This window comes from Pseudomonas sp. E6002, assembly GCF_013385565.1.
Classification (GTDB): Bacteria; Pseudomonadota; Gammaproteobacteria; order Pseudomonadales; family Pseudomonadaceae; genus Aquipseudomonas.
In genome coordinates this window covers 60,640-80,763 of record NZ_JACAPT010000018.1, presented here as the reverse complement: position 1 = coordinate 80,763, position 20,124 = coordinate 60,640, and the positions used below count along the sequence as shown (strand labels likewise).

General features: G+C 61.0%; 19 protein-coding genes. 11 read left to right on the top strand and 8 right to left on the bottom strand.

Translation table 11 applies throughout. The annotated features are described in order from the left end of the window. Positions 1–24 precede the first annotated feature (24 nt). Positions 25–312, top strand: a complete 288-nt coding sequence (locus tag HX815_RS15710) for a hypothetical protein (protein ID WP_003210679.1) — start codon at positions 25–27, stop codon at positions 310–312. Here HX815_RS15710 and HX815_RS15705 read toward each other — a convergent pair. Further along, on the bottom strand, positions 309–782 hold the full coding sequence (locus tag HX815_RS15705) for a cyclic nucleotide-binding domain-containing protein (protein ID WP_003210680.1): 474 nt from the start codon (positions 780–782) through the stop codon (positions 309–311). The genes HX815_RS15710 and HX815_RS15705 overlap by 4 nt on opposite strands. An 82-nt stretch (positions 783–864) precedes the next feature. Next, the gene (locus HX815_RS15700) at positions 865–2,919 is read right to left on the bottom strand and encodes a S9 family peptidase (RefSeq protein ID WP_177028544.1); all 2,055 of its coding nucleotides are present in this window, start codon (positions 2,917–2,919) and stop codon (positions 865–867) included. A 21-nt stretch (positions 2,920–2,940) separates the two neighbouring features. Here HX815_RS15700 and HX815_RS15695 point away from each other — a divergent pair, with 21 nt between their 5' ends. Genes HX815_RS15695 through HX815_RS15685 form a run of 3 tightly spaced genes read left to right on the top strand, consistent with a single transcriptional unit; the run spans position 2,941 to position 4,850 of the window. After that, positions 2,941–3,489 carry a hypothetical protein gene (locus HX815_RS15695; protein WP_003210682.1) on the top strand — a complete coding sequence of 183 codons (549 nt, stop codon included), beginning with the start codon at positions 2,941–2,943 and terminating at the stop codon, positions 3,487–3,489. Between the two features lie 30 nt (positions 3,490–3,519). After that, a complete protein-coding gene (locus tag HX815_RS15690; protein WP_003210683.1) occupies positions 3,520–4,296 on the top strand; it encodes a class II glutamine amidotransferase in 777 nt (258 codons plus the stop codon). Between the two features lie 11 nt (positions 4,297–4,307). Next, entirely contained in the window at positions 4,308–4,850 is a 543-nt protein-coding gene (locus tag HX815_RS15685; protein WP_177028543.1) for a DUF2937 family protein, read from the top strand. A gap of 110 nt (positions 4,851–4,960) precedes the next feature. Here HX815_RS15685 and HX815_RS15680 read toward each other — a convergent pair whose 3' ends face one another. After that, entirely contained in the window at positions 4,961–5,899 is a 939-nt protein-coding gene (locus HX815_RS15680; protein WP_008437943.1) for a LysR family transcriptional regulator, read from the bottom strand. A 176-nt stretch (positions 5,900–6,075) separates the two neighbouring features. Here HX815_RS15680 and HX815_RS15675 point away from each other — a divergent pair, with 176 nt between their 5' ends. From HX815_RS15675 to HX815_RS15665, 3 genes are read left to right on the top strand one after another with little or no spacing between them, the layout of a single operon-like run. Further along, a complete protein-coding gene (locus HX815_RS15675; protein WP_087692567.1) occupies positions 6,076–6,819 on the top strand; it encodes a 5-oxoprolinase subunit PxpA in 744 nt (247 codons plus the stop codon). Continuing rightward, positions 6,816–7,520 carry a 5-oxoprolinase subunit PxpB gene (gene pxpB, locus HX815_RS15670; RefSeq protein ID WP_177028542.1) on the top strand — a complete coding sequence of 235 codons (705 nt, stop codon included), beginning with the start codon at positions 6,816–6,818 and terminating at the stop codon, positions 7,518–7,520. The genes HX815_RS15675 and pxpB overlap by 4 nt, the downstream gene beginning before the upstream one ends. Beyond that, positions 7,517–8,440: a biotin-dependent carboxyltransferase family protein gene (locus tag HX815_RS15665; protein WP_177028541.1), complete on the top strand. Its 924-nt coding sequence runs from the start codon at positions 7,517–7,519 to the stop codon at positions 8,438–8,440. The genes pxpB and HX815_RS15665 overlap by 4 nt, the downstream gene beginning before the upstream one ends. A 136-nt stretch (positions 8,441–8,576) precedes the next feature. Here the strand turns inward: HX815_RS15665 and HX815_RS15660 are convergent, their stop codons facing one another. The 3 genes from HX815_RS15660 to HX815_RS15650 form a co-directional block, all read right to left on the bottom strand. Next, positions 8,577–9,755, bottom strand: a complete 1,179-nt coding sequence (locus HX815_RS15660; RefSeq protein WP_003210689.1) for a VWA domain-containing protein — start codon at positions 9,753–9,755, stop codon at positions 8,577–8,579. A gap of 11 nt (positions 9,756–9,766) precedes the next feature. Beyond that, a complete protein-coding gene (locus HX815_RS15655; RefSeq protein ID WP_003210690.1) occupies positions 9,767–10,612 on the bottom strand; it encodes a MoxR family ATPase in 846 nt (281 codons plus the stop codon). A 142-nt stretch (positions 10,613–10,754) separates the two neighbouring features. Further along, positions 10,755–11,831, bottom strand: a complete 1,077-nt coding sequence (locus HX815_RS15650; RefSeq protein ID WP_134325912.1) for a DUF748 domain-containing protein — start codon at positions 11,829–11,831, stop codon at positions 10,755–10,757. Positions 11,832–11,954: 123 nt separating this feature from the next. On the opposite strand from HX815_RS15650, the gene cysK reads away from it, so the two are divergent. From cysK to HX815_RS15635, 3 genes are all read left to right on the top strand, one after another. Then, a complete protein-coding gene (gene cysK / locus HX815_RS15645; protein ID WP_177028540.1) occupies positions 11,955–12,929 on the top strand; it encodes a cysteine synthase A in 975 nt (324 codons plus the stop codon). Positions 12,930–13,115: 186 nt separating this feature from the next. Next, positions 13,116–14,054: an aspartyl/asparaginyl beta-hydroxylase domain-containing protein gene (locus tag HX815_RS15640; RefSeq protein ID WP_003210693.1), complete on the top strand. Its 939-nt coding sequence runs from the start codon at positions 13,116–13,118 to the stop codon at positions 14,052–14,054. Between the two features lie 416 nt (positions 14,055–14,470). Next, complete coding sequence (locus tag HX815_RS15635) at positions 14,471–15,331, top strand: DMT family transporter (RefSeq protein ID WP_023659095.1); 861 nt, start codon at positions 14,471–14,473, stop codon at positions 15,329–15,331. Positions 15,332–15,362: 31 nt separating this feature from the next. On the opposite strand, the gene HX815_RS15630 is transcribed toward HX815_RS15635, so the two are convergent. Then, positions 15,363–16,259: a DMT family transporter gene (locus tag HX815_RS15630; protein WP_177022940.1), complete on the bottom strand. Its 897-nt coding sequence runs from the start codon at positions 16,257–16,259 to the stop codon at positions 15,363–15,365. Between the two features lie 72 nt (positions 16,260–16,331). After that, positions 16,332–17,942, bottom strand: a complete 1,611-nt coding sequence (locus HX815_RS15625) for a methyl-accepting chemotaxis protein (RefSeq protein ID WP_371135999.1) — start codon at positions 17,940–17,942, stop codon at positions 16,332–16,334. A gap of 426 nt (positions 17,943–18,368) precedes the next feature. Between HX815_RS15625 and aceK the strand changes: the two genes are divergently transcribed. Continuing rightward, positions 18,369–20,090 carry a bifunctional isocitrate dehydrogenase kinase/phosphatase gene (gene aceK, locus HX815_RS15620; protein WP_177028538.1) on the top strand — a complete coding sequence of 574 codons (1,722 nt, stop codon included), beginning with the start codon at positions 18,369–18,371 and terminating at the stop codon, positions 20,088–20,090. Positions 20,091–20,124 lie beyond the last annotated feature (34 nt).

Sequence of the window (20,124 nt, the reverse complement as noted above, 5' to 3'; positions counted from 1 at the left end):
TACGGTCAGGCCATGGAGCCATCGATGAAGTGCAGCATTCTAACGGTCATTGTGTGGAGCGCGCTCGCCCTTGGCGGTGTGGCCCAGGCTCAGGAGTCGCAAACCGTGCCGATTACCCCCGCGCCCACGGCGGGTTCACCGGGTACTGCAACGCCCACGCCTTACCCGCAAGTCACGCCACCGGCAACGCCAAAGGCGGCCGGCAGCGGTGAGCCATTGTTGGCGCCGATCGTGCTGCCCGCGCCGCCGAAGGACCAGACGATCCCCGGCTTGCAGCAAAACGACATCAAGCCCAAGACCCCAGGCGGCTAAAACTGCTGGGACAGCAATTGCCCGTCCGCCATGCGCAGGCGCCTGGACAGGGCGATAGCAATTGCACGAATGATCTTGGCCGCGATTTTCGGTGCATCGTTGAGCATCTTTTCCAGGGAATCCTTGCCCAGGTTCAACAGCACGCAATCGCTGGCCGCCACACAGCTGGCGGAGCGGCGCTCGCCGTCCAGCACAGCCATCTCGCCAAAGGTCCGCCCGCTGCGCAAGGTGGCGATCGTCAGGCGCTGGCCTGCATGGTTGGTCTTCTGCACCGCCACCTGGCCTGAGTGAATGATGCACATGAAGGTGCCCGCGTCGCCCTCGAGGAAAATCACCTCATCGCGGGCGATGCTGCTGATGTTGAAATAGCCCGCCGCTACGTGGAAGTCTTCCGGCAGCAACGGGTCGAACAGGCCGCAATCCATCAGCATGTCGCGGATTTCGTTATTGAGTAAGGTCGGTTCTGGCATGAGGCTTACAGTCTTTGTCCATAAATCGTGCAGGGCGCGCCCGGCGGTCAAGTGTTCAGACCGGCCCGCCAGGCGGAGTTCCTTAAATCAGCCCCAGCGCCTTGAAAACAAATGCATATTCGAGTGCTACGTCACGTAATCCCTGGTAACGACCACTCATGCCGCCGTGGCCGGCGCCCAGCTCGGTCTTGAGCAGCAACAGGTTGTCGTCGGTCCTGGTGTCGCGCAGCTTGGCCACCCACTTCGCCGCTTCCCAATACTGCACGCGGCTGTCGTTGTAGCCGGCGATCACCAGCGTGGCCGGATAGGCCTGGGCGCTGACGTTTTCGTACGGTGCGTACGCCTTGATCCGCTCATACACCTCGGGCTCCTGCGGGTTGCCCCATTCGTCGTACTCGGTGATGGTCAGCGGCAACTCGGGGTCGAGCATGGTGTTGAGCACATCGACGAACGGCACTTCGGCAATCGCCGCCTGGAACAGCTCCGGGCGTTGATTGAGCACCGCGCCGATCAACAGGCCACCGGCGCTGCCGCCGCTGATGGCCAGTTGCTTGGAGGTGGTCAGGCCCTGGGCGATCAAGTGTTGGGCGCAGGCGATAAAGTCGCTGAAGGTGTTTTGCTTGTGCTCCTGCTTGCCGCCGCGATACCAGGCCTCACCCAGTTCGCCGCCGCCGCGTACATGGGCAATGGCGAAGGCCACGCCACGGTCCAGCAGGCTCAGGCGGGCGTGGGAGAACCACGGGTCGAGGCTGTGGCCGTAGGCGCCGTAGCCGTACAGATACAGGGGCGTCGGCTTACCCAACTGATCGCGTCGGACGACAAGACTGATCGGCACCTGAGTGCCATCGGCCGACGTTGCCCACAGGCGTTGGCTGACGTAGTCGTCGGCGTTGAACACGCCCAGCACCGGGGTTTCCTTGAGCACTTGTTGTGCGCCGCCGGCCAGTTCCAGCTGACGAACCTGGGCCGGGCGGTTCAGCGCCTCATAGCGCAGACGGATCTTGTCGCTGGCAAATTCCAGGCTGTTTTGCACATAGAGGCTGTAGGCCGCGTCCGGTAACTCCACGCGATAAGCGGCTTGCCTCTGTGGGTGCACTTCGATGATCGGCAGGCCGCCGATCCGCAGGCTCAGGGTCATGGCCCGGGCATTGAGGCTTACGCCATCGAGCATTACCGCGTCGTCGTGGGGGATCAGGTTCAGCCAGTCGTCCTGGGTCGGCACACTGCCGGTGTCGGCCGCCTGGAACAGCGCAAAGTTGATGCCGTCACGGTTGCTGCGGATAAACCAGGTCCACTGGTCGTCCAGCTTGCCGTGGTCGACGTCATATTCATGGCCTTCGACCCGTGGCGCCATGCAGGTAAACGCCTGCTGCGGCTTTTCGGCGTCCAGGGCCCAGATCTCGCTGGTGGTCTTGCTGCCCAGGGCCAGCAGCAACTGACGCTCGGAGCTGGAGCGGTAGCAGTGCAGGAAGAAACGTCCGTCAGGCTCGTGGAACACTTCTTCGGCGGCAGTGCCGTCCAGGCGATAGCGATACAGCTTGTGCGGGCGATGGGTGTCGTCCAGTTCGGTGAAGAACAGGGTCAGGCTGTCGTTGGCCCAGGTCATGCTGCCATCGCAGTCTTCAAACTCCAGTTCGCTGACCTTGCCGGTGGCCAATTCCTTCACGTAGAGGGTGTAGATCTCTTCGCCGCTGGTATCCAGGCTGTAGGCCAGGCGCTGGTGGTCCGGGCTGATGCTGAAGGCGCCGAGGGAGAAAAAGCCGCCATTGGCCAGTACGTTCGGGTCCAGCAGCAGCTCTTCCGCGCTTTCGTCGACCTGTTGGCTGTCGTCCGCCGGGCGCGGGCAGCGGTAGTGGCGGGCGTATTCGTCGCCGGCGGTGGTGCGGGTGTAATACAGGTACGGGCCCCAGGGCGAGGGCAGGGACAGGTCGGTTTCGAGAATGCGGCCCTTGATCTCCTCGAACAGGGTCTCGCGCAGCGCCTGCTGGTCGGACAATTGTGCTTCTTGCCAGGCATTTTCCGCCTTGAGGTAATCGAGCACCTCGGCGCTGTCACGCGCTTGCAGCCAGGCATACGGGTCGGTGCCTGGGGCCTTGCGGGCGATCGGGGCGGCAGTGATGTGGGTCGATGGGGGCATGGATCACTCTCTGTCTGGCGGTTGGCCGACGGCATTGCAGCCTCGGCACTGAAAAGCCGTTATCATAGCGGCCTGTTTGCCTACCTTGCCATGGACACCATGACCGAGAACGACTATCTGATCGCTTGGGGCCTCTACGCCTTCGCAGCCCTGGGTTGCCTGTTGGTGTGGTTTGCCATGACCCGCTGGATGTGGCGCTGGCTGCGCGAGCCACTGCGGTTGCTGGTGGCGGTGCTGCTGTTCAGCCCGACCATCGTCGACCCGGTGAAGACCCAGTTCGCCCCGGCCGTGGCCATCACCGCCCTGGACCTGGTGCTCAAGGTCGGCAACAACGCCTGGCGGGCGATTTCCGATCTGTTCATGTATTGCATGATCGCGTTCGGCGTGTACCTGGTGTTCGTGCTGATCCGCTGGCCCATCGAGCGTGCCGCCAGGGTTCGTCGTGAGCAGAAGGCCGCCGCTGCGGCAGCCGCTGCTGCCGAGCCGGAGGATGACGACGAACCCTTCGCCGATGAGCGTTACGGTCGCCCGGCACCTGTCAGCGGTATGCGGGTCGAACCGCGCCTTTAACGTTGTACGCCCTGTATCGAGAAGCCTGGCATGTGTGAATTATTGGGCATGAGTGCCAACGTACCGACCGATATCGTCTTCAGCTTCACCGGGCTGATGCAGCGCGGCGGACGTACCGGGCCCCACCGCGACGGTTGGGGCATCGCCTTCTACGAGGGCCGTGGCCTGCGGTTGTTCCAGGACCCGGCGGCCAGCAGCGAATCGGAAGTCGCGCTGCTGGTGCAGCGTTATCCCATCAAGAGTGAAGTGGTGATTGGCCATATCCGCCAGGCCAATGTGGGCAAGGTGTGCCTGTCCAATACCCATCCGTTCGTCCGTGAACTGTGGGGCCGTAACTGGTGCTTTGCGCATAACGGTCAACTGGCGGACTTCAACCCCCGCGCCACGTTCTACCGCCCGGTGGGCGATACCGACAGCGAAGCGGCGTTCTGCGATTTGCTCAACCGAGTCCGTGAAGCGTTCCCGGAACCGGTGGACATCGAACAGGTGCTGCCGGACCTGATCGCCGCCTGCAGCGAATACCGCAGCAAGGGCGTGTTCAACTGCCTGCTGAGCGACGGTGACTGGCTGTTCTGCTATTGCTCGACCAAACTGGCACAGATCACCCGGCGTGCGCCATTTGGCCCTGCACGGTTGAAAGATGTCGACGTGATCGTCGATTTTCAGGCCGAAACCACCCCCAATGACGTGGTGACGGTAATTGCCACCGAACCCCTGACCGAAAACGAGACCTGGACCCGCTACGAACCGGGCCAGTGGAGCCTGTGGCGGCGCGGCGAATGTGTCAGCCAAGGTAAAACGGAATAAGGACGTCGAATATGTTGCTCAGCTATTTGCGACTGGTGTTGTTTGCCGTGGGGCTGTTGGTCGGTGTGCAGGTGCCGGGGTTTATCAGCGACTACGCCAAGCGCGTCGAAGCCCACTTGATCGAAGCCCAGACCGGCTTGCGCGGCTTCGATGCCACGGCGCAACAGTTCTTCAACGGTGACTTGCAGGCGCTGGTGGCCCATTACCGTGTCAGTGACGACCCGGTGTTTCGCAGCGATGCCAACAGCCTGGGCACCTTGCTCGACCGCCAGGCAGCGCTGGATAAGCAGTTCCAGGCGATGCAGGGCCCGTGGTACATCCGCGCGCTGCAAGTGGCGGTGGCCGCCGACCCGGCGATTCGCCAGGAAACCTGGAACGGCTACAGCTACATGCTGTTGCTGACCCCGGAAGCCATGGGCTGGGGCCTGGGCGGGGCGATGTTGTTGTCGTTCGGCATCGAGTGCCTGTTCCGCCTGATCGACTGGGTGGTGTTGGGCGGCAAGCGCCTGCGCCAGAGCCGACCGATTGAAGAGCGGGACCTCAAGGGGCTTTAAAGGCTGACGCGGTCAAATTGTGGGAGCGGGCTTGCTCGCGAATGCGGTGCGTCAGTGACATATGGGGTGGCTGGCACACCGCATTCGCGCGCAAGCCCGCTCCCACAGTTTTAAATCGGTTCCTTCAGTGGCATGGGTTTGCTCAACACCATCAAGTCCTCGCCCACTTTCTGCGCATACTGCTGCACCACGCTCTGGCACAGCGCCACAATCTCCTCCACCAACTCCACGCCCACTCGCCACGACACCACCACCTGCAGGTTCGGCGGCCGTTGTTCCATGGGCAGCATGGTCAATTCACCTCGTGCCAGCTCTTCACTGACCAATACGGGCGGGAACGCACCAATCCCGAACCCGTCCCGCAGCAGGCGGGTGATCGCTGACACCGAGTTCACACAGTTCATCCGTGGGGCGGATACGCCGTTAGCCTGCATCAGGCTGAGCACGTCCTGGTGCGGACAGGAGTTTTTCGAGTAGGTGATGATGCGCTCCTGGGCCAGTTCGGCGAGGGACGCGTAGTCGCGGTTGTAGATCGAGTGGCTGGCGACGATCCAGCCCATGGGGTGGCTGGCCAGTTCCAGGCTGCGCAAGGTTTCCTGGCGCAGCAGGTCGGTTTGCAGGATCAGGTCGAGAAAGCCTTTTTGCAACTGATCGCTGAGGTTCAGCGCGGTATCGGCGACCAACTCGATTTCTACCCGCGGAAAGTTGTCCGTCAGTTCTGCCACCAGCGCGCTCAGCCAAGTGTGGATCACCGTGTCCATCACTCCGATGCGGATACGCCCGACCTTGCTGCTGGTGGTTTCCAGGGACTGCTTGAGCCCTTGCATGGTCGCCATCATCTGCTCGGCATAATCGAGCACCTTCAAGCCTTCCGGCGTCAGGCTCACACCTCGGGAATCGCGCAGGAACAGCTTCACCCCCAACTCGCTTTCCAGCACGGCGATGCGGCTGGAGATCGAGGCCTGGGTGGTGAACAGCTTCTCTGCCGTGAGGCGAAAGCTCTTGAGCTTGGCCACCCAGACGAAGGTTTCGAGGAACTTCAAATTCATGGGATCAACTTTTCTTATGCATGGATTGTTTTTTATTAGTTGGACGCAGCGTGCCGCAACCGCCAAAAATCGAGCTGTCTCACGATAAGCGTCGTTGGGGCTCGGGACAACATCGTTGCGAGATCTTGGTAAAAGATCCCACACTACAAAAAAATAAAGCCTACAGGAGCCCTACCGTGAGCCGCCTGCTATTGAACTGCGACATCGGCGAAAGCTTTGGCAACTGGACCTTGGGTCTGGACGCCGAAGTCATGCCGTTCATTGATTGCGCCAACGTAGCCTGCGGTTTCCACGCCGGCGACCCGAGCATCATGCGCAAGACCGTCAGCCTGGCCTTCGAGCATGGCGTGCAGGTGGGCGCGCACCCGGCGTACCAGGACCTGCAGGGTTTCGGCCGCCGCTCCATGGCCTACACCCCGCAGGAAATCCAGGACCTGTTGCACTACCAGGTCGGCGCCCTCGACGGTATTTGCCGGGCCCAGGGCGGGCGGGTCAGCTACGTCAAACCCCATGGCGCGATGTACAACGACATGATGGCCAAGCCTGCGCAATTGCGAGCGGTGATCCAGGCCGTCGCGGCCTACGACGCCAGCCTGCCATTGATGCTGATGGCCACCCGTGACAACAGCGCCGCCCAGGCCTTGGGTGACGAATATGGCGTGACCCTGTGGTTCGAAGCCTTTGCCGACCGTGCCTACGACAGCGCCGGCCATCTGGTCTCCCGCCAGTTGCCGGGCGCGGTGCATCATGACCCGGAAAAGATCATCCAGCAGGCCTTGATCATCGCCCGGGGAGAACAGTTGGTCGCCAGTGATGGCAGTCCGTTGCACCTGCAAGCCAATACCTTGTGCGTGCATGGCGATAACGCCAGCTCAGTGGCTGCCGTGCAGCGCATCCGCGAGGCGTTGACCCCAGCATGAAGCCACGGATTGAAGTGGTGGCCATCGACTGCCTGATGGTGCGCCTGTTTGAGGTGATCGCCGAAGACAACATGCCCTGGATGCTCGCCGCCACCCGCCGTTTGCGCGAAGGTTTTGGCCCGGCGCTGGTGGACCTGGTGCCGTCCTACACGACCCTGATGGTGCACTACGACCTGCTGGCGCTGGACCCTGGCCAGGCACGGGCGTTGATCGACCAGGCGCTCAAGGAATTGCAGCCCGAACCCAAGGGCAGCGGGCAATGTCATGTGTTGCCGGTCTGGTATGACCTGAGTGTCGGCCCGGAGTTGGCGTTGCTGGCGCAGCGCAGTGGCCTGGCAGTGGAGGAGGTGATTCGCCGTCACAGCCAGCATGAGTACCAGGTATTCGCCTTGGGCTTCGCCCCGGGGTTTGCCTTTATGGGGCTGGTGGATGAACAGCTCGCGACACCGCGGCTCAACACCCCGCGCAAGCGGGTGGCGGCGGGCAGCGTGGGCATCGCCGAGCGGCAGACGGCGGCTTATCCGGTGGTCTCGCCAGGTGGCTGGAACCTGATTGGCCGCACGCCGGCCAAGCTGTTTGACCGTGAACGCGAGGGCTACAGCCTGATGCAGCCGGGGGATACCGTGCGCTACGAAGCGGTCAGCCATCGCGAATTCATCAACCTGGGCGGTGATGATACGCCGTTGGAGGCGCAGGCATGAGCCGCTTGCTGATTGAGGCCAGCACGCCGCTGTGCCTGTTGCAGGACGCCGGACGTTTTGGCGTCAGGCATTTGGGCGTGACCCAGGGCGGCGCGCTGGATTGGGTGTCGATGTCGTGGGCCAATTGGTTGCTGGGCAATGCCCTGGATGCGCCGGTGGTGGAAATCACCTTGGGTGGCTTCACCGTGCAGGCCGAGGACTATTGCCTGCTGGCGCTGGCCGGGGCGGACTTGGGCGCGTATGTCGACGAGCGCGCGATCAGCCCGGGGCGCAGCTTTATTCTGCAAAAAGGCCAGCGCTTGCGTTTTACCCAGCCTTTCAGCGGTGCGCGGGCTTACCTGGCAGCGCCGGGCGGGTTTGATGCGCCGCAGGTGCTGGGCAGCTGCGCCACGGTGGGACGTGAAGAACTGGGCGGGCTGGATGGCTTTGGCCGGTCACTGGCCGAAGGTGCGCAATTGACCTATTCGGGCGTGGGCGGTGCGATGCAGGTGTTGTCCGCCGGGCAATTGCCGAAGCTGGATTCCAAGGCGCCACTGGAGGTGATCCTCGGGGCGCAGATCGGTCAGTTTGGCGGGCAGAGTCTGTTTGATGTGTTCAACAGCGAGTGGACCCTCGACAGCCGTGCCGACCGCATGGGCATGCGCTTGCTTGGCACGCCGCTGGAGTATCAGGGGCCGTCGCTGATCTCGGAAGGCATCCCGCTGGGGGCGATCCAGGTGCCGCCGGACGGGCAGCCGATTGTGTTGCTCAATGACCGGCAGACCATTGGCGGCTACCCACGATTGGGCGCGTTGACGCCATTGGCGTTGGCGCGGCTGGCGCAGTGCTTGCCGGGGAAGAAGGTGAGGTTGGCGCCGGTGGTGCAGGAAACGGCGCATCGCCAGCAAGTGGAGTATTTGCAGTACCTTGCCAGAAACTAAAGACCGCCGCAGGACAAAATGTGGGAGCGGGCTTGCTCGCGAAAGCGCAGTGTCAGTCACCGAATATATTGGCTGATACACCGCCTTCGCGAGCAAGCCCGCTCCCACATTTGATGGTGGTTGTCTGGGAAACAGATTACTTCGACAAAAAGCGCATCCCTTCCTCAAGCCCACGCAACGTCAACGGAAACATCTGGTCTTCGATCAAATCCCGGACAATCCCGGTGGACGCCGTATAGCCCCAGGTATCTTTCGGGTACGGATTAATCCAGATCAGCTTCTTGTACTTCTCCATGAACCGCTGCATCCACACATACCCGGGCTCTTCATTCCAGTGCTCGACGCTGCCGCCGGCCTGGGTGATTTCATACGGCGCCATGGCCGCATCGCCGATAAAGATCACTTTGTAGTCGGCACCGTACTTGTGCAGCAAATCCTGGGTCGAGGTGCGTTCCGAGCCCCGGCGCATGTTGTTCTTCCACACCGATTCATAAATGAAATTGTGGAAGTAGAAATACTCCAGGTGCTTGAACTCGGTCTTGCACGCCGAGAACAACTCTTCGCAAGTCTTCACATGGGCATCCATCGAGCCGCCGATGTCGAACAGCAGCAACAGCTTGATGGTGTTGCGCCGCTCCGGGCGCATCTGGATATTCAGCAGCCCGGCATCGCGGGCCGTATGGTCGATGGTGCCGTCAATGTCGAGCTCTTCCGCCGCACCCTGGCGTGCGAACTTGCGCAGGCGGCGCAGGGCGATCTTGATGTTGCGCGTGCCCAGTTCCACCGAATCATCGAGGTTCTTGTACTCGCGCTGGTCCCAGACCTTGACCGCCTTGCCCTGGCGCTTGCCGGCATCCCCCACGCGAATGCCTTCGGGGTTGAAGCCGCCGGAGCCGAAGGGGCTGGTACCGCCGGTGCCGATCCACTTGTTGCCGCCGGCGTGGCGTTCTTTCTGTTCTTCGAGACGTTTCTTGAATTCTTCGATGAGCTTGTCGAGGCCGCCGAGGGACTGGATCTGTGCGCGCTCTTCGTCGGTCAGCGAGCGTTCGAATTCCTTGCGCAGCCAGTCTTCGGGGATCAGCGCCTGCAGGTGATCATCGAGTTTTTCCAGGCCATTGAAGTAGGCGCCGAAGGCCCGGTCGAACTTGTCGAAATGCCGTTCGTCCTTCACCAGGATCGCCCGGGCCAGGTAGTAGAACTCGTCCATGTCGGCGAAGGTCACGCGCTGTTTCAGCGCGTTGATCAGGTCCAGCAGCTCACGCACCGACACCGGCACCTTGGCTGCACGCATTTCATTGAACAGGTTGAGCAGCATGGCAATCGCCCTTATCGGTTACCGCGACGGCTCATGAACGCCAGGCGTTCCAGCAACTGCACGTCCTGCTCGTTCTTCACCAGGGCACCGGCCAGGGGCGGGATGGCCTTGGTGGGGTCGCGCTCGCGCAGTACCGCTTCGCCGATGTTGTCGGCCATCAGCAGTTTCAGCCAGTCCACCAGTTCGGAGGTGGACGGTTTTTTCTTCAGGCCCGGTACTTTTCGCACGTCAAAGAATACGTCGAGGGCTTCGCTGACCAGGTCTTTCTTGATGTCCGGGTAGTGCACGTCGACGATCTTTTGCAGGGTGGTGCGGTCCGGGAAGGCGATGTAGTGGAAGAAGCAGCGGCGCAGGAACGCGTCCGGCAGCTCTTTTTCGTTGTTGGAGGTAATGATGATGATCGGGCGCTTCTTGGCCTTGATGGTCTCGTCGATTTCGTAGACGTAGAACTCCATCTTGTCGAGTTCTTGCAGCAGGTCGTTGGGGAACTCGATGTCGGCCTTGTCGATTTCGTCGATCAGCAGGATGACCCGCTCCTCGGACTCGAAGGCTTCCCAGAGCTTGCCCTTTTTCAGGTAGTTGCGTACGTCGTGCACCTTGTCCACGCCCAGCTGCGAGTCCCGCAGGCGGCTCACCGCGTCGTACTCGTACAGGCCCTGGTGCGCCTTGGTGGTGGACTTGATGTGCCAGGTGATCAGCTTGGCGCCAAAGGATTCGGCCAGTTGCTCGGCGAGCATGGTCTTGCCGGTGCCCGGTTCGCCCTTGACCAGCAGTGGCCGCTCCAATGTGATGGCGGCGTTGACGGCCAGTTTCAGGTCATCGGTGGCAACGTAGGCCTGGGTGCCTTCGAACTTCATCTATCAATCCTCGAACGTGACGCCGAACGGTGCAGGACCGAAGCGGGCGAGTAATCAGCTTGGCCCGACTATACCGCGCAGCCCCGGCGACTGTGAACGCAGACGGGCTATTCAGTCTCTGAATGGGCAGTCACGTTGAAGATCAATCTGTCGAGGGCTTGGGTTGTTCATAGCGGGCGTTGAAGGCCTGGACAAAACCATTGCGCAAAATCTGCAAAAACGCCTGGAACGCGCTGATATCTTGCTGGTGCACGTTGCCGCTGAGCTCCACGCGGGTGGCGAACTGGTTTTTCTGCTGGTTCTTCAGCACGGTTTCGCTGACGCCAACCACCGCCTCCCAGATCGACCGAAAGATGCCCTTGTCCTTGTTCTCGACATCCTGCTGCCAGTTGAACACTTCGACATTGCGCAGCAAAGGCTTGATGTAGCCGGTCAACTGGCCTTTTTCGGCCTGGGCTTCCACCACCAGGTCGCCGGTGCCGGCATTGAAGTCGAACTTGCCGTAGGCCGAGGCGAAGTCATTCATGCGCTTGAGTTCGATATCCCGGGCCCGGAAGCGGAATTCGAAGTTTTCGAAATTGCTCAAGGGGTCGAACGTGGCGGTGGCTTCCAGCGGTGCCTGGCCCAGGAACAGCGCCTTGCCGTCGAAGCGCGCGTCGCGCTGGCCTTTGACATCCACCACGTTGGTCAGGTTGTAGAAGCTGGCGTTGACCTGGGTCGCGTACATATTGACCGGCGGTTTCGAACTGAAGTTATGGAACGCGATCTTGCCGTCGTTGATGCGCACCTCGTTGAGGGTGATCGGCAACAGTTTGCTCAGTTGGGCCCGCCAGTCGGTGCCCTGACCGGTCTGGGATGCCTGCTTGTTGGTGCCGCCGTCGACGAAGTTCAGCTCCGGCTTGATGAACTGTGCCTCGGCCACCACTGCGTGGTCGTACCACAGCGAATGCCAGCTCACTGACAGGTCGATCACCGGCGCCTTGACGAACGGTACCGGCACCTTGCCGTCGACCTTGACGATCTGCAGGCCGTTGATCCGATAGGCGCCGCGCCACAGTGCGAGGTCGACATCGGTGACCTGGCCGCGGTAATCGCCCATGTCGGCGAGTTTGTCATTCAGGTAATTGCGCACCAGATAGGGCAGGGCGATATCCAGGACGACCAGCAGTACCACGACCCCGACGAGGGTCCAGAGCGGCCAACTGTAGCGACGTTTCATAGGAAAATTCTCCATCCGTGTAGGCGATTGACTGCTGGCGCCGCCGGACGTTCGCTTGACTGGACGCCTTGCAACACGAGGCATACCCTTGGGGCCTTCCTGAAATTGCCTTAAGGACCCGTCATGAGCCGCATTTTTGCAGACAACGCGCACTCCATCGGTAACACGCCCCTGGTTCAGATCAACCGTATCGCGCCGCGTGGCGTGACTATCCTGGCCAAGATCGAAGGGCGTAACCCGGGGTATTCGGTGAAGTGCCGGATTGGCGCAAACATGATCTGGGATGCCGAAGGCAGCGGCAAACTCAAGCCGGGCATGACCATTGTCGAGCCGACTTCCGGCAACACCGGGATCGGCCTGGCATTTGTTGCCGCCGCCCGTGGTTACAAGCTGTTGCTGACCATGCCCGCCTCCATGAGCATCGAGCGCCGCAAGGTGCTCAAGGCCCTCGGCGCCGAACTGGTGTTGACCGAGCCGGCCAAGGGCATGAAGGGCGCGATTGAAAAAGCCGGCGAAATCCTTGCCAGCGACCCGGCCAAGTACTTTATGCCGGCCCAGTTCGAAAACCCGGCCAACCCGGCGATCCACGAGAAAACCACCGGTCCGGAAATCTGGAATGACACTGATGGCGCGGTGGACGTGCTGGTAGCGGGCGTGGGCACTGGCGGCACCATCACCGGGGTGTCGCGCTATATCAAGAACATCCAGGGCAAGCCGATCCTGTCGGTGGCGGTCGAGCCGATCAGTTCGCCGGTGATTACCCAGGCGCTGGCCGGTGAAGAGATCAAGCCCAGCCCCCACAAGATCCAGGGTATCGGCGCCGGTTTTGTGCCGAAGAACCTCGACCTGTCGATGGTCGACCGGGTCGAACTGGTCAGCGACGAAGAATCCAAGACCATGGCGTTGCGCCTGATGCAGGAGGAGGGGATTCTGTGTGGTATCTCCTGCGGCGCGGCGATGGCCGTGGCGGTGCGACTGGCGGAGAAGCCGGAAATGCAGGGCAAGACCATCGTCGTGGTGCTGCCGGACTCCGGTGAACGCTACCTGTCGAGCATGCTGTTCGCCGATTTGTTCACCGATCAGGAAAACCAGGCTTGATTCAAATCAGCGCGATGGCGTGGCCCTTATGCATAATTGGCCCGTTATCGCGCACCGCTAGATGCTGATTGTTGGAGTGCGCGGGTTTTTCCCGAGGCCCGGAGTGTTTATCATGGCCGGCTGCTACGTCTGGTTTCCCCTTAACGGGAGGCTAATGGCCAGACGCCTATTTCCAGGAGTTGCTGCATGACCTTTTCTTTGGCCGCCAAACTGTCGGTGTTGCTGCTGTTTATCGGCAGCACGCTGTATGTGCATTTGCGTGGCAAGGCCCGTTTGCCGATGTTGCGTCAGTTCGTCAACCATTCAGCGCTGTTCGCCCCGTACAACGCCTTGATGTACATCTTCTCCGCCGTGCCGTCCAAGCCGTACCTGGACCGCAGCAAGTTCCCGGAGCTGGACGTGCTCAAGGACAACTGGGAAGTGATTCGCGAAGAGGCCATGCACCTGTTCGACGAGGGCTACATCCGCGCCGCGGAGAAGAACAACGACGCCGGTTTCGGCTCGTTCTTCAAGAAGGGCTGGAAGCGTTTCTACCTCAAGTGGTACGACAAACCGTTGCCGTCGGCTGAACTGCTGTGCCCGAAAACCGTGGCCCTGGTCAGCAGTATTCCCAACGTCAAGGGCGCGATGTTCGCCCTGTTGCCAGGTGGCAGCCACCTCAACCCGCATCGCGACCCGTTTGCCGGTTCGCTGCGTTATCACCTGGGGCTGTCCACGCCGAACTCCGACGACTGCCGTATTTTCGTCGACGGCCAGGTGTACGCCTGGCGCGACGGTGAAGATGTAATGTTCGACGAGACCTACGTGCACTGGGTAAAGAACGAAACCGAGCACACCCGGGTGATCCTGTTCTGCGACATCGAACGCCCGCTGAGCAACCGCCTGATGACCCGCATCAACCGTTGGGTCAGCGCGCAACTGGGGCGCGCCACCGCACCGCAGAACCTGGATGACGAACGCGTTGGCGGGATCAACCAGGCGTATGCCTGGAGCAAGCGCTTCAGCGACAGCTTCAGTGGCGTGGTCAAGCAGTGGAAGCGCAAGCATCCGAAGGCTTATCGCATCCTGCGGCCAGTGCTGGCGGTGGTGGTGCTGACGGCGCTGGGGTATTGGTTGTTTGGTTAAGACTTTTGCAGGCACGAAAAAACCGCTCCGATGAGCGGTTTTTTTATGCGCTGGATTTGTGCGGGCGAAGTTATTGCAAAGCATGTCCCCTGCTGGTTATAGTCGGCCGCAGGTGTTTCCAGACACCTTGTTCATCCCTTCATAAAAGATCAGCACATGCCAGCTTCCCTGCGCATAGCGGTAGTCGATTCAGCGGTCAACGCTGCGGTCGTGCCGTGCGGGAGCCAGCAGCCTGCGCAGATCAGTCACTACCCCCCACCTGTCAGTAGCACGCCGGTGTACGCAGTCGTATCACCGCCGGGTGTTGGCATTTCGGGCTGATCAGCTGATGGCTGTTCCCCTGTGCCCGCCTGAAAAAACCTACTGAATTTCAGCTGTTGCTGAGTTGGCTTTTTGCCTGATCACAGGTGGTATCCATGTCTGTTCTTTCGAAACAATCCGTGGCCGCGGCGGCCTCGACGAGCCTGTTTGTCTTGCTGTGGAGCAGCGGGGCGATTTTCTCCAAATGGGGCCTGGCCCACGCTTCACCCTTTGCGTTTCTGCTGATCCGTTTCGCCATCGCCCTGGCGGGGTTGGTGATACTGGTACCGATCCTCAAGCTGAAGTTGCCGCGTCCCGGCAAGCCGATGCTTTACGCGGCGGCTACCGGGCTGGTGCTGTTGGGGGCCTACCAGATTTTCTATCTGCTGGCCCTGGACCTCAAAGTCACGCCCGGCATGATGGCAACCATCATGGGCGTGCAGCCGATCCTGACCGTGGTGTTGATGGAGCGCCGGCGCTCCTGGAGCCGGATGTTCGGCCTCGCGCTGGGATTGGCGGGGTTGATCATGGTGGTGTACCAGGGCATCGGGATGTCCGGCATGTCCCTGGCAGGCATGCTTTTTGGCCTGTTGGCCCTGGCCAGCATGACCTTTGGTTCGATCATGCAGAAGCGCATCACCGATAACCCGTTGGGAACGCTGCCTGTGCAATACCTGGCAGGCTTGCTGTTGTGCTCGGTGTTTGTGCCGTTCCAGCCGTTCCACTTTGAACACAACACCGGCTTTTTCGTGCCGGTGCTGTGGATGGGGCTGGTGGTGTCGTTGCTGGCGACGCTGTTGCTGTACCGGCTGATTGCCCGGGGCAACCTGGTGAATGTCACCAGCTTGTTCTACCTGGTGCCCGCGGTGACGGCGGTGATGGACTACCTGATCTTCGGCAACAAGCTGGCAATGTTGAGCTTGCTGGGGATGGGCTTGATCATCGTCGGATTGGCTTTTGTGTTCCGTAAGGGCTGATAAACCCAATGCTGTAGGAGCCAAAAAGCTCCTACAGCTTGCTGGCCAATTTCCCCGGCCGAAGCACCAGCCACAACGCCCCCGCAATCAACAACCCGCCATACAGATGCGCCATGGACAACGGCTCATCCAGCAGCAACGCGCCCCACAACACCCCGAATGGCGGAATCATGAAGGTCACGGTCATCGACTTCACCGGGCCGATGGACGTCAGCAAGCGGAAGTACAGGATGTAGGCAAACGCCGTGCATACCAGCCCCAACCCCAGCAGCGACAACCAAACAGGCCAGCCACCCCAGCTGACCGGTGGATGGCTGATGGCACTCCAGGCAAACAGTGGCAACAGGAACAGCGTGGCCCCGAGCATGCTGCCCAGGGCCGCCAGGCGACTGTCCAGCCCGCCCTGTTGATCGAGCCAGCGGCGTGCCAAAAAGCCGGCAAAGCCATAGCAGGTGGTCGCCAACAGGCATGCCAGCGCACCCATCAGCAATTCCATGTCGAAGGCCACCGGCCCGGCGCGGGTCAGGATGCCAACGCCGAACAGGCCCAGGCATACCCCGGCGATTTTCGACGGCGTGAGGCGCTCACTGAAAAACAACCCGCCAATCAGCACGCCCATCAGTGGCGTCGTGGCATTGAAGATCGCCGAGTAACCGGCCGGCAGCACTTGGGCCGCCACTGAATACATGGTCGCGGGAATGCCCGAGTTGATCACCCCGAGCAACAGGACCGTCTTGAACTTGCCCTGGAAATCCCAACTCACCCGCATCATGGCGAGGATCACCAGCAGGCCGGTGGCGGCAATCGACACCCGGAAAAACGCGGTAGGAAGGGTGCCGATTTCCGGCGCGATAATTCGCATGAACAAAAAACTCGCGCCCCAGATAGCGGCCAGCACCAACAGGTGCAGGGTGTCGACAGGTCTCACGGAGGAACTCCAGTTTGATAAGGGCGGAAGTGTTGCCCACCGACCTGTCTGACACAATCGCTAATACATGTTTTACAGCACGAAACGCGTCACCAAGCCATTGAGGTCCACCGCCAGCCGCGACAGTTCCTGGCTGGCCGCCGAGGTCTGGGTGGCACCGGCGGCGGTTTGCGTCGACAGGTCCCGGATGTTCACCAGGCTGCGGTCCACCTCACGGGCCACCAACGCTTGCTGCTCGGCGGCGCTGGCGATCACCAGGTTGCGCTGGCTGATCTGCGAGATCGCCGCCGTGATTTTCTCCAGTGCACTGCCGGCGCTGTTGGCCCGCTGCAAGGTCTGGCCGGCGTGTTCGGCGCTGCTGTTCAGGGCGCCGACGGTGTCCTGGGTACCTTGCTGGATACCGTTGATCATCTGCTCGATTTCTTCGGTGGAGTCCTGGGTGCGTTGTGCCAGGGAGCGCACTTCGTCAGCCACCACGGCAAAACCACGACCGGCCTCGCCCGCGCGGGCCGCCTCAATCGCCGCGTTGAGTGCCAGCAGGTTGGTTTGCCCGGCAATCCCGCGAATCACTTCAAGCACCTTGCTGATGTCCTGGGCCTGTGCCGCCAGGCCCTCGGCCTTGGTCGAGGCACCGAGGACTTCGTCCACCAGGTTCTGGATCGAGCTGATGGTTTCGCTGATCTGGTAGTGACCGTGCTTGCTGTCTTCGTCGGAGGCCTTGGAGGCTTCGGCGCTGGACACCGCATTGCCCGCCACTTCATCGACTGCCGCGCTCATCTGCGTCACGGCGGTGGCAGCCTGTTCGATCTCGTCGTTCTGCGCTTGCAGGCCGCGGGTGCTCTGCTCCATTACCGAACTCATCTCTTCCGCCGCCGAGGCCAACTGCTGCGACGATTCGCTGATGCCACGGATGGTTTCCTGCAGGTTGGCCTGCATGGTGGCCAGCGCGGTGAGCAGTTGCGCCGGCTCATCCTTGCCCTCCACGACGATCGGCCGGCTCAGATCGCCGGAGGCGATGGTGCGGGCCACTGTCAGTGCCTGGCCAATGGGCGCGGTGATGCTGCGGGTCAGCAGCCAGGCCAGCAGTAAAGTTGCCATCAGGGCGGTGACGATGATGGTGCCGACCACCCATTGGGCGCTGGTGTACATCTGCGCTGCCGATGTTGCGGCGTCTTCCACACCTTTTTGGTTGAAGGTGATCATGTCTTCCAGGCTTTTATTGAGGACCATGCCTTGGGGGGCGAGGCGGCTGTTGAGCAGGTCCATGGCGTTTTGCTGCTGGTCCTGGTCGACCAGTTGAATCATCTGGCCGACGATCGTCATATAGTTCGCAACGTTGGCTTTCAACTGTTTGAGCAGGTCGCGTTCCTGCTCGTTGCTCAGCAGGGTTTCGTGACGGTTCAGCAGTTCTTCAAGGTCGCCACGCTGGCGGGTGATCAGGTTTTTGCTGTTGTCACGCACCCGGGACTCATCGGTGGTGAGCAAGCGCAACGCTTCCAGACGGATGCTGGCGACGCAGGCGGCGCTGTCGTGAATGTTTTCAATACTCGGCATCCACGACTCTTCGATGATCAGGGCGCTTTCCCGCAGCTTGGCCATCTGGCCTAAACCAAACAGGCCGACCACGATCAACAGGCTGGCCAAAACCCCAAAACTCAGACTGGCGCGCAGGCCGATCCCCATATTCCTCAATGACATCTCAATGCTCCTTTGGCGGTTAGAACCTGTTCCCGGATCGGTCTTCTGACCTTGTTAGGTGGGAGAGGGCGCGCTATATAGCAAAGTGCCACTAGCTAGGGTAGTCAGGGTTTCCCTTACGTTGGATCCAATGGTCGAGAAGCCACCAGTAACGGAGCAGTAGAGCAAAGACTCTTATTTACCCCGGCTCGCACAGGCAGGCCACGTCACATAAGGCCTGTAGATGAAACGTTTAATGCCGGGAGCGTGACGCGCGGGTTTTTTGTTGACCAGTTAGTCGAATTAAATAAAGAGTAAATAAATGTACGAAATGAACAATCTTGTACAAGTCTGAATGAAAAATGATCCTTCTCCTGTTCCCGCACACTGGCTAAGCTCAGCTCACTCCAAATGCCCGCAGAGGTTTCCCGAATGCCGCAGCCAACGCCCGCCCTCGACATTGCGCAGATGATCCTCGACGGCTTCGACGACTACCGCGAGCACTTCCGCCAGATCACCGACGGCGCCCGGGAGCGTTTTGAAAAGGCGCGGTGGCAGCAAGGGCAGGCGGCATCGGCTGCGCGCATCAATCTTTACGAAGAGAAGGTCAGCGAAGTCACGGCGCGGCTGCGGGCAGCTTTCGATGAAGCCATGTTGCTCGACATTGCCGCCTGGCCGCTGGTGAAAAGTGCCTACATCAGCCTGATCGACCTGCGGTTTGACGATGAGCTGTCCGAGACCTGGTACAACTCGACGTTTTGCGGCCTGTTCAGCCATGACCTGATCAGCGATGGCTGCATGTTCATCCACACCACCCGGCCCAGCCTGCGCCGCGCCCGGGCGGCGCAAACCCGCACCTACAAGCCGGGCGGCAAGCTGGCGGGCATGCTGGAGCAGATTTTCGCCGACTACAGTTTCAGCGAACCCTACGCCGACTTGCCCGCCGACCTGCGCCGCCTGGAGGTGCAATTGCGCGAAAACCTGCCGGACTGGGTGTGCAAGGACCCGGACCTCAACGTCGAACTGTTTTCCTCGGTGCTGTACCGCAACAAAGGCGCGTACCTCGTCGGGCGCATCTACACCCGCGACGAACAGTGGCCGCTGGTGATCCCGCTGCTGCATCGGGAAGGGCGCGGCATCCAGATCGACGCGCTGATCACCGACGAGGCCGATGTGTCGATCATCTTCTCGTTCACCCGCTCCTATTTCATGGTGGACGTGCCGGTGCCGGCGGAGTTTATCGGCTTCCTCAAGCGCATCCTGCCGGGCAAGCACATCGCCGAGTTGTACACCTCCATCGGCTTCTACAAACACGGCAAATCCGAATTCTACCGGGCGCTGATCAACCACCTTGCCACCACCGATGACCAGTTCATCATGGCGCCGGGCGTGCGCGGCATGGTCATGAGCGTGTTTACCCTGCCGGGCTTCAACACCGTGTTCAAGATCATCAAGGACCGGTTTTCACCGTCGAAAAACGTCAACCGCGCCACCGTGATCGAGAAGTACCGGTTGGTGAAAAGTGTCGACCGGGTAGGGCGCATGGCCGACACCCAGGAGTTCGCCGACTTCCGTTTTCCGTTGAGCAAATTCGAGCCTGAATGCCTGGCCGAACTGCTGGAAGTCGCCGCCGGTACCGTCGAAGTCGAAGGCGATACGGTACTGATCCGCCACTGCTGGACCGAGCGGCGCATGACCCCGCTGAACCTCTACCTGGAAAACGCCAACGAAGCCCAGGTGCGCGAAGCCCTGGAAGACTACGGCCTGGCGATCAAGCAACTGGCGGCGGCGAATATTTTCCCGGGCGACATGCTGCTGAAGAATTTTGGCGTCACCCGCCACGGTCGCGTGGTGTTCTACGACTATGACGAAATCTGTTTCCTGACCGAGGCCAACTTCCGCCACATCCCGGCGCCGCGTACCCCGGAAGATGAAATGGCCTCCGAGCCCTGGTATTCCATCGGTCCGCTGGACGTGTTCCCCGAGGAGTTCCCGCCATTCCTGTTTGCTGATTCCGGCCAGCGCCGCCTGTTCGACGAACTGCACGGCGAGTTGTACAACGCCGACTACTGGAAAGGCCTGCAAGAGGCGATTCGCGCCGGCAAGGTAATCGATGTGTTTCCTTACCGGCGCAAGGGCCTGGACAATGAATGAGGGGAGCGCGCGGCGGCGCTTTTCTGCGACAATC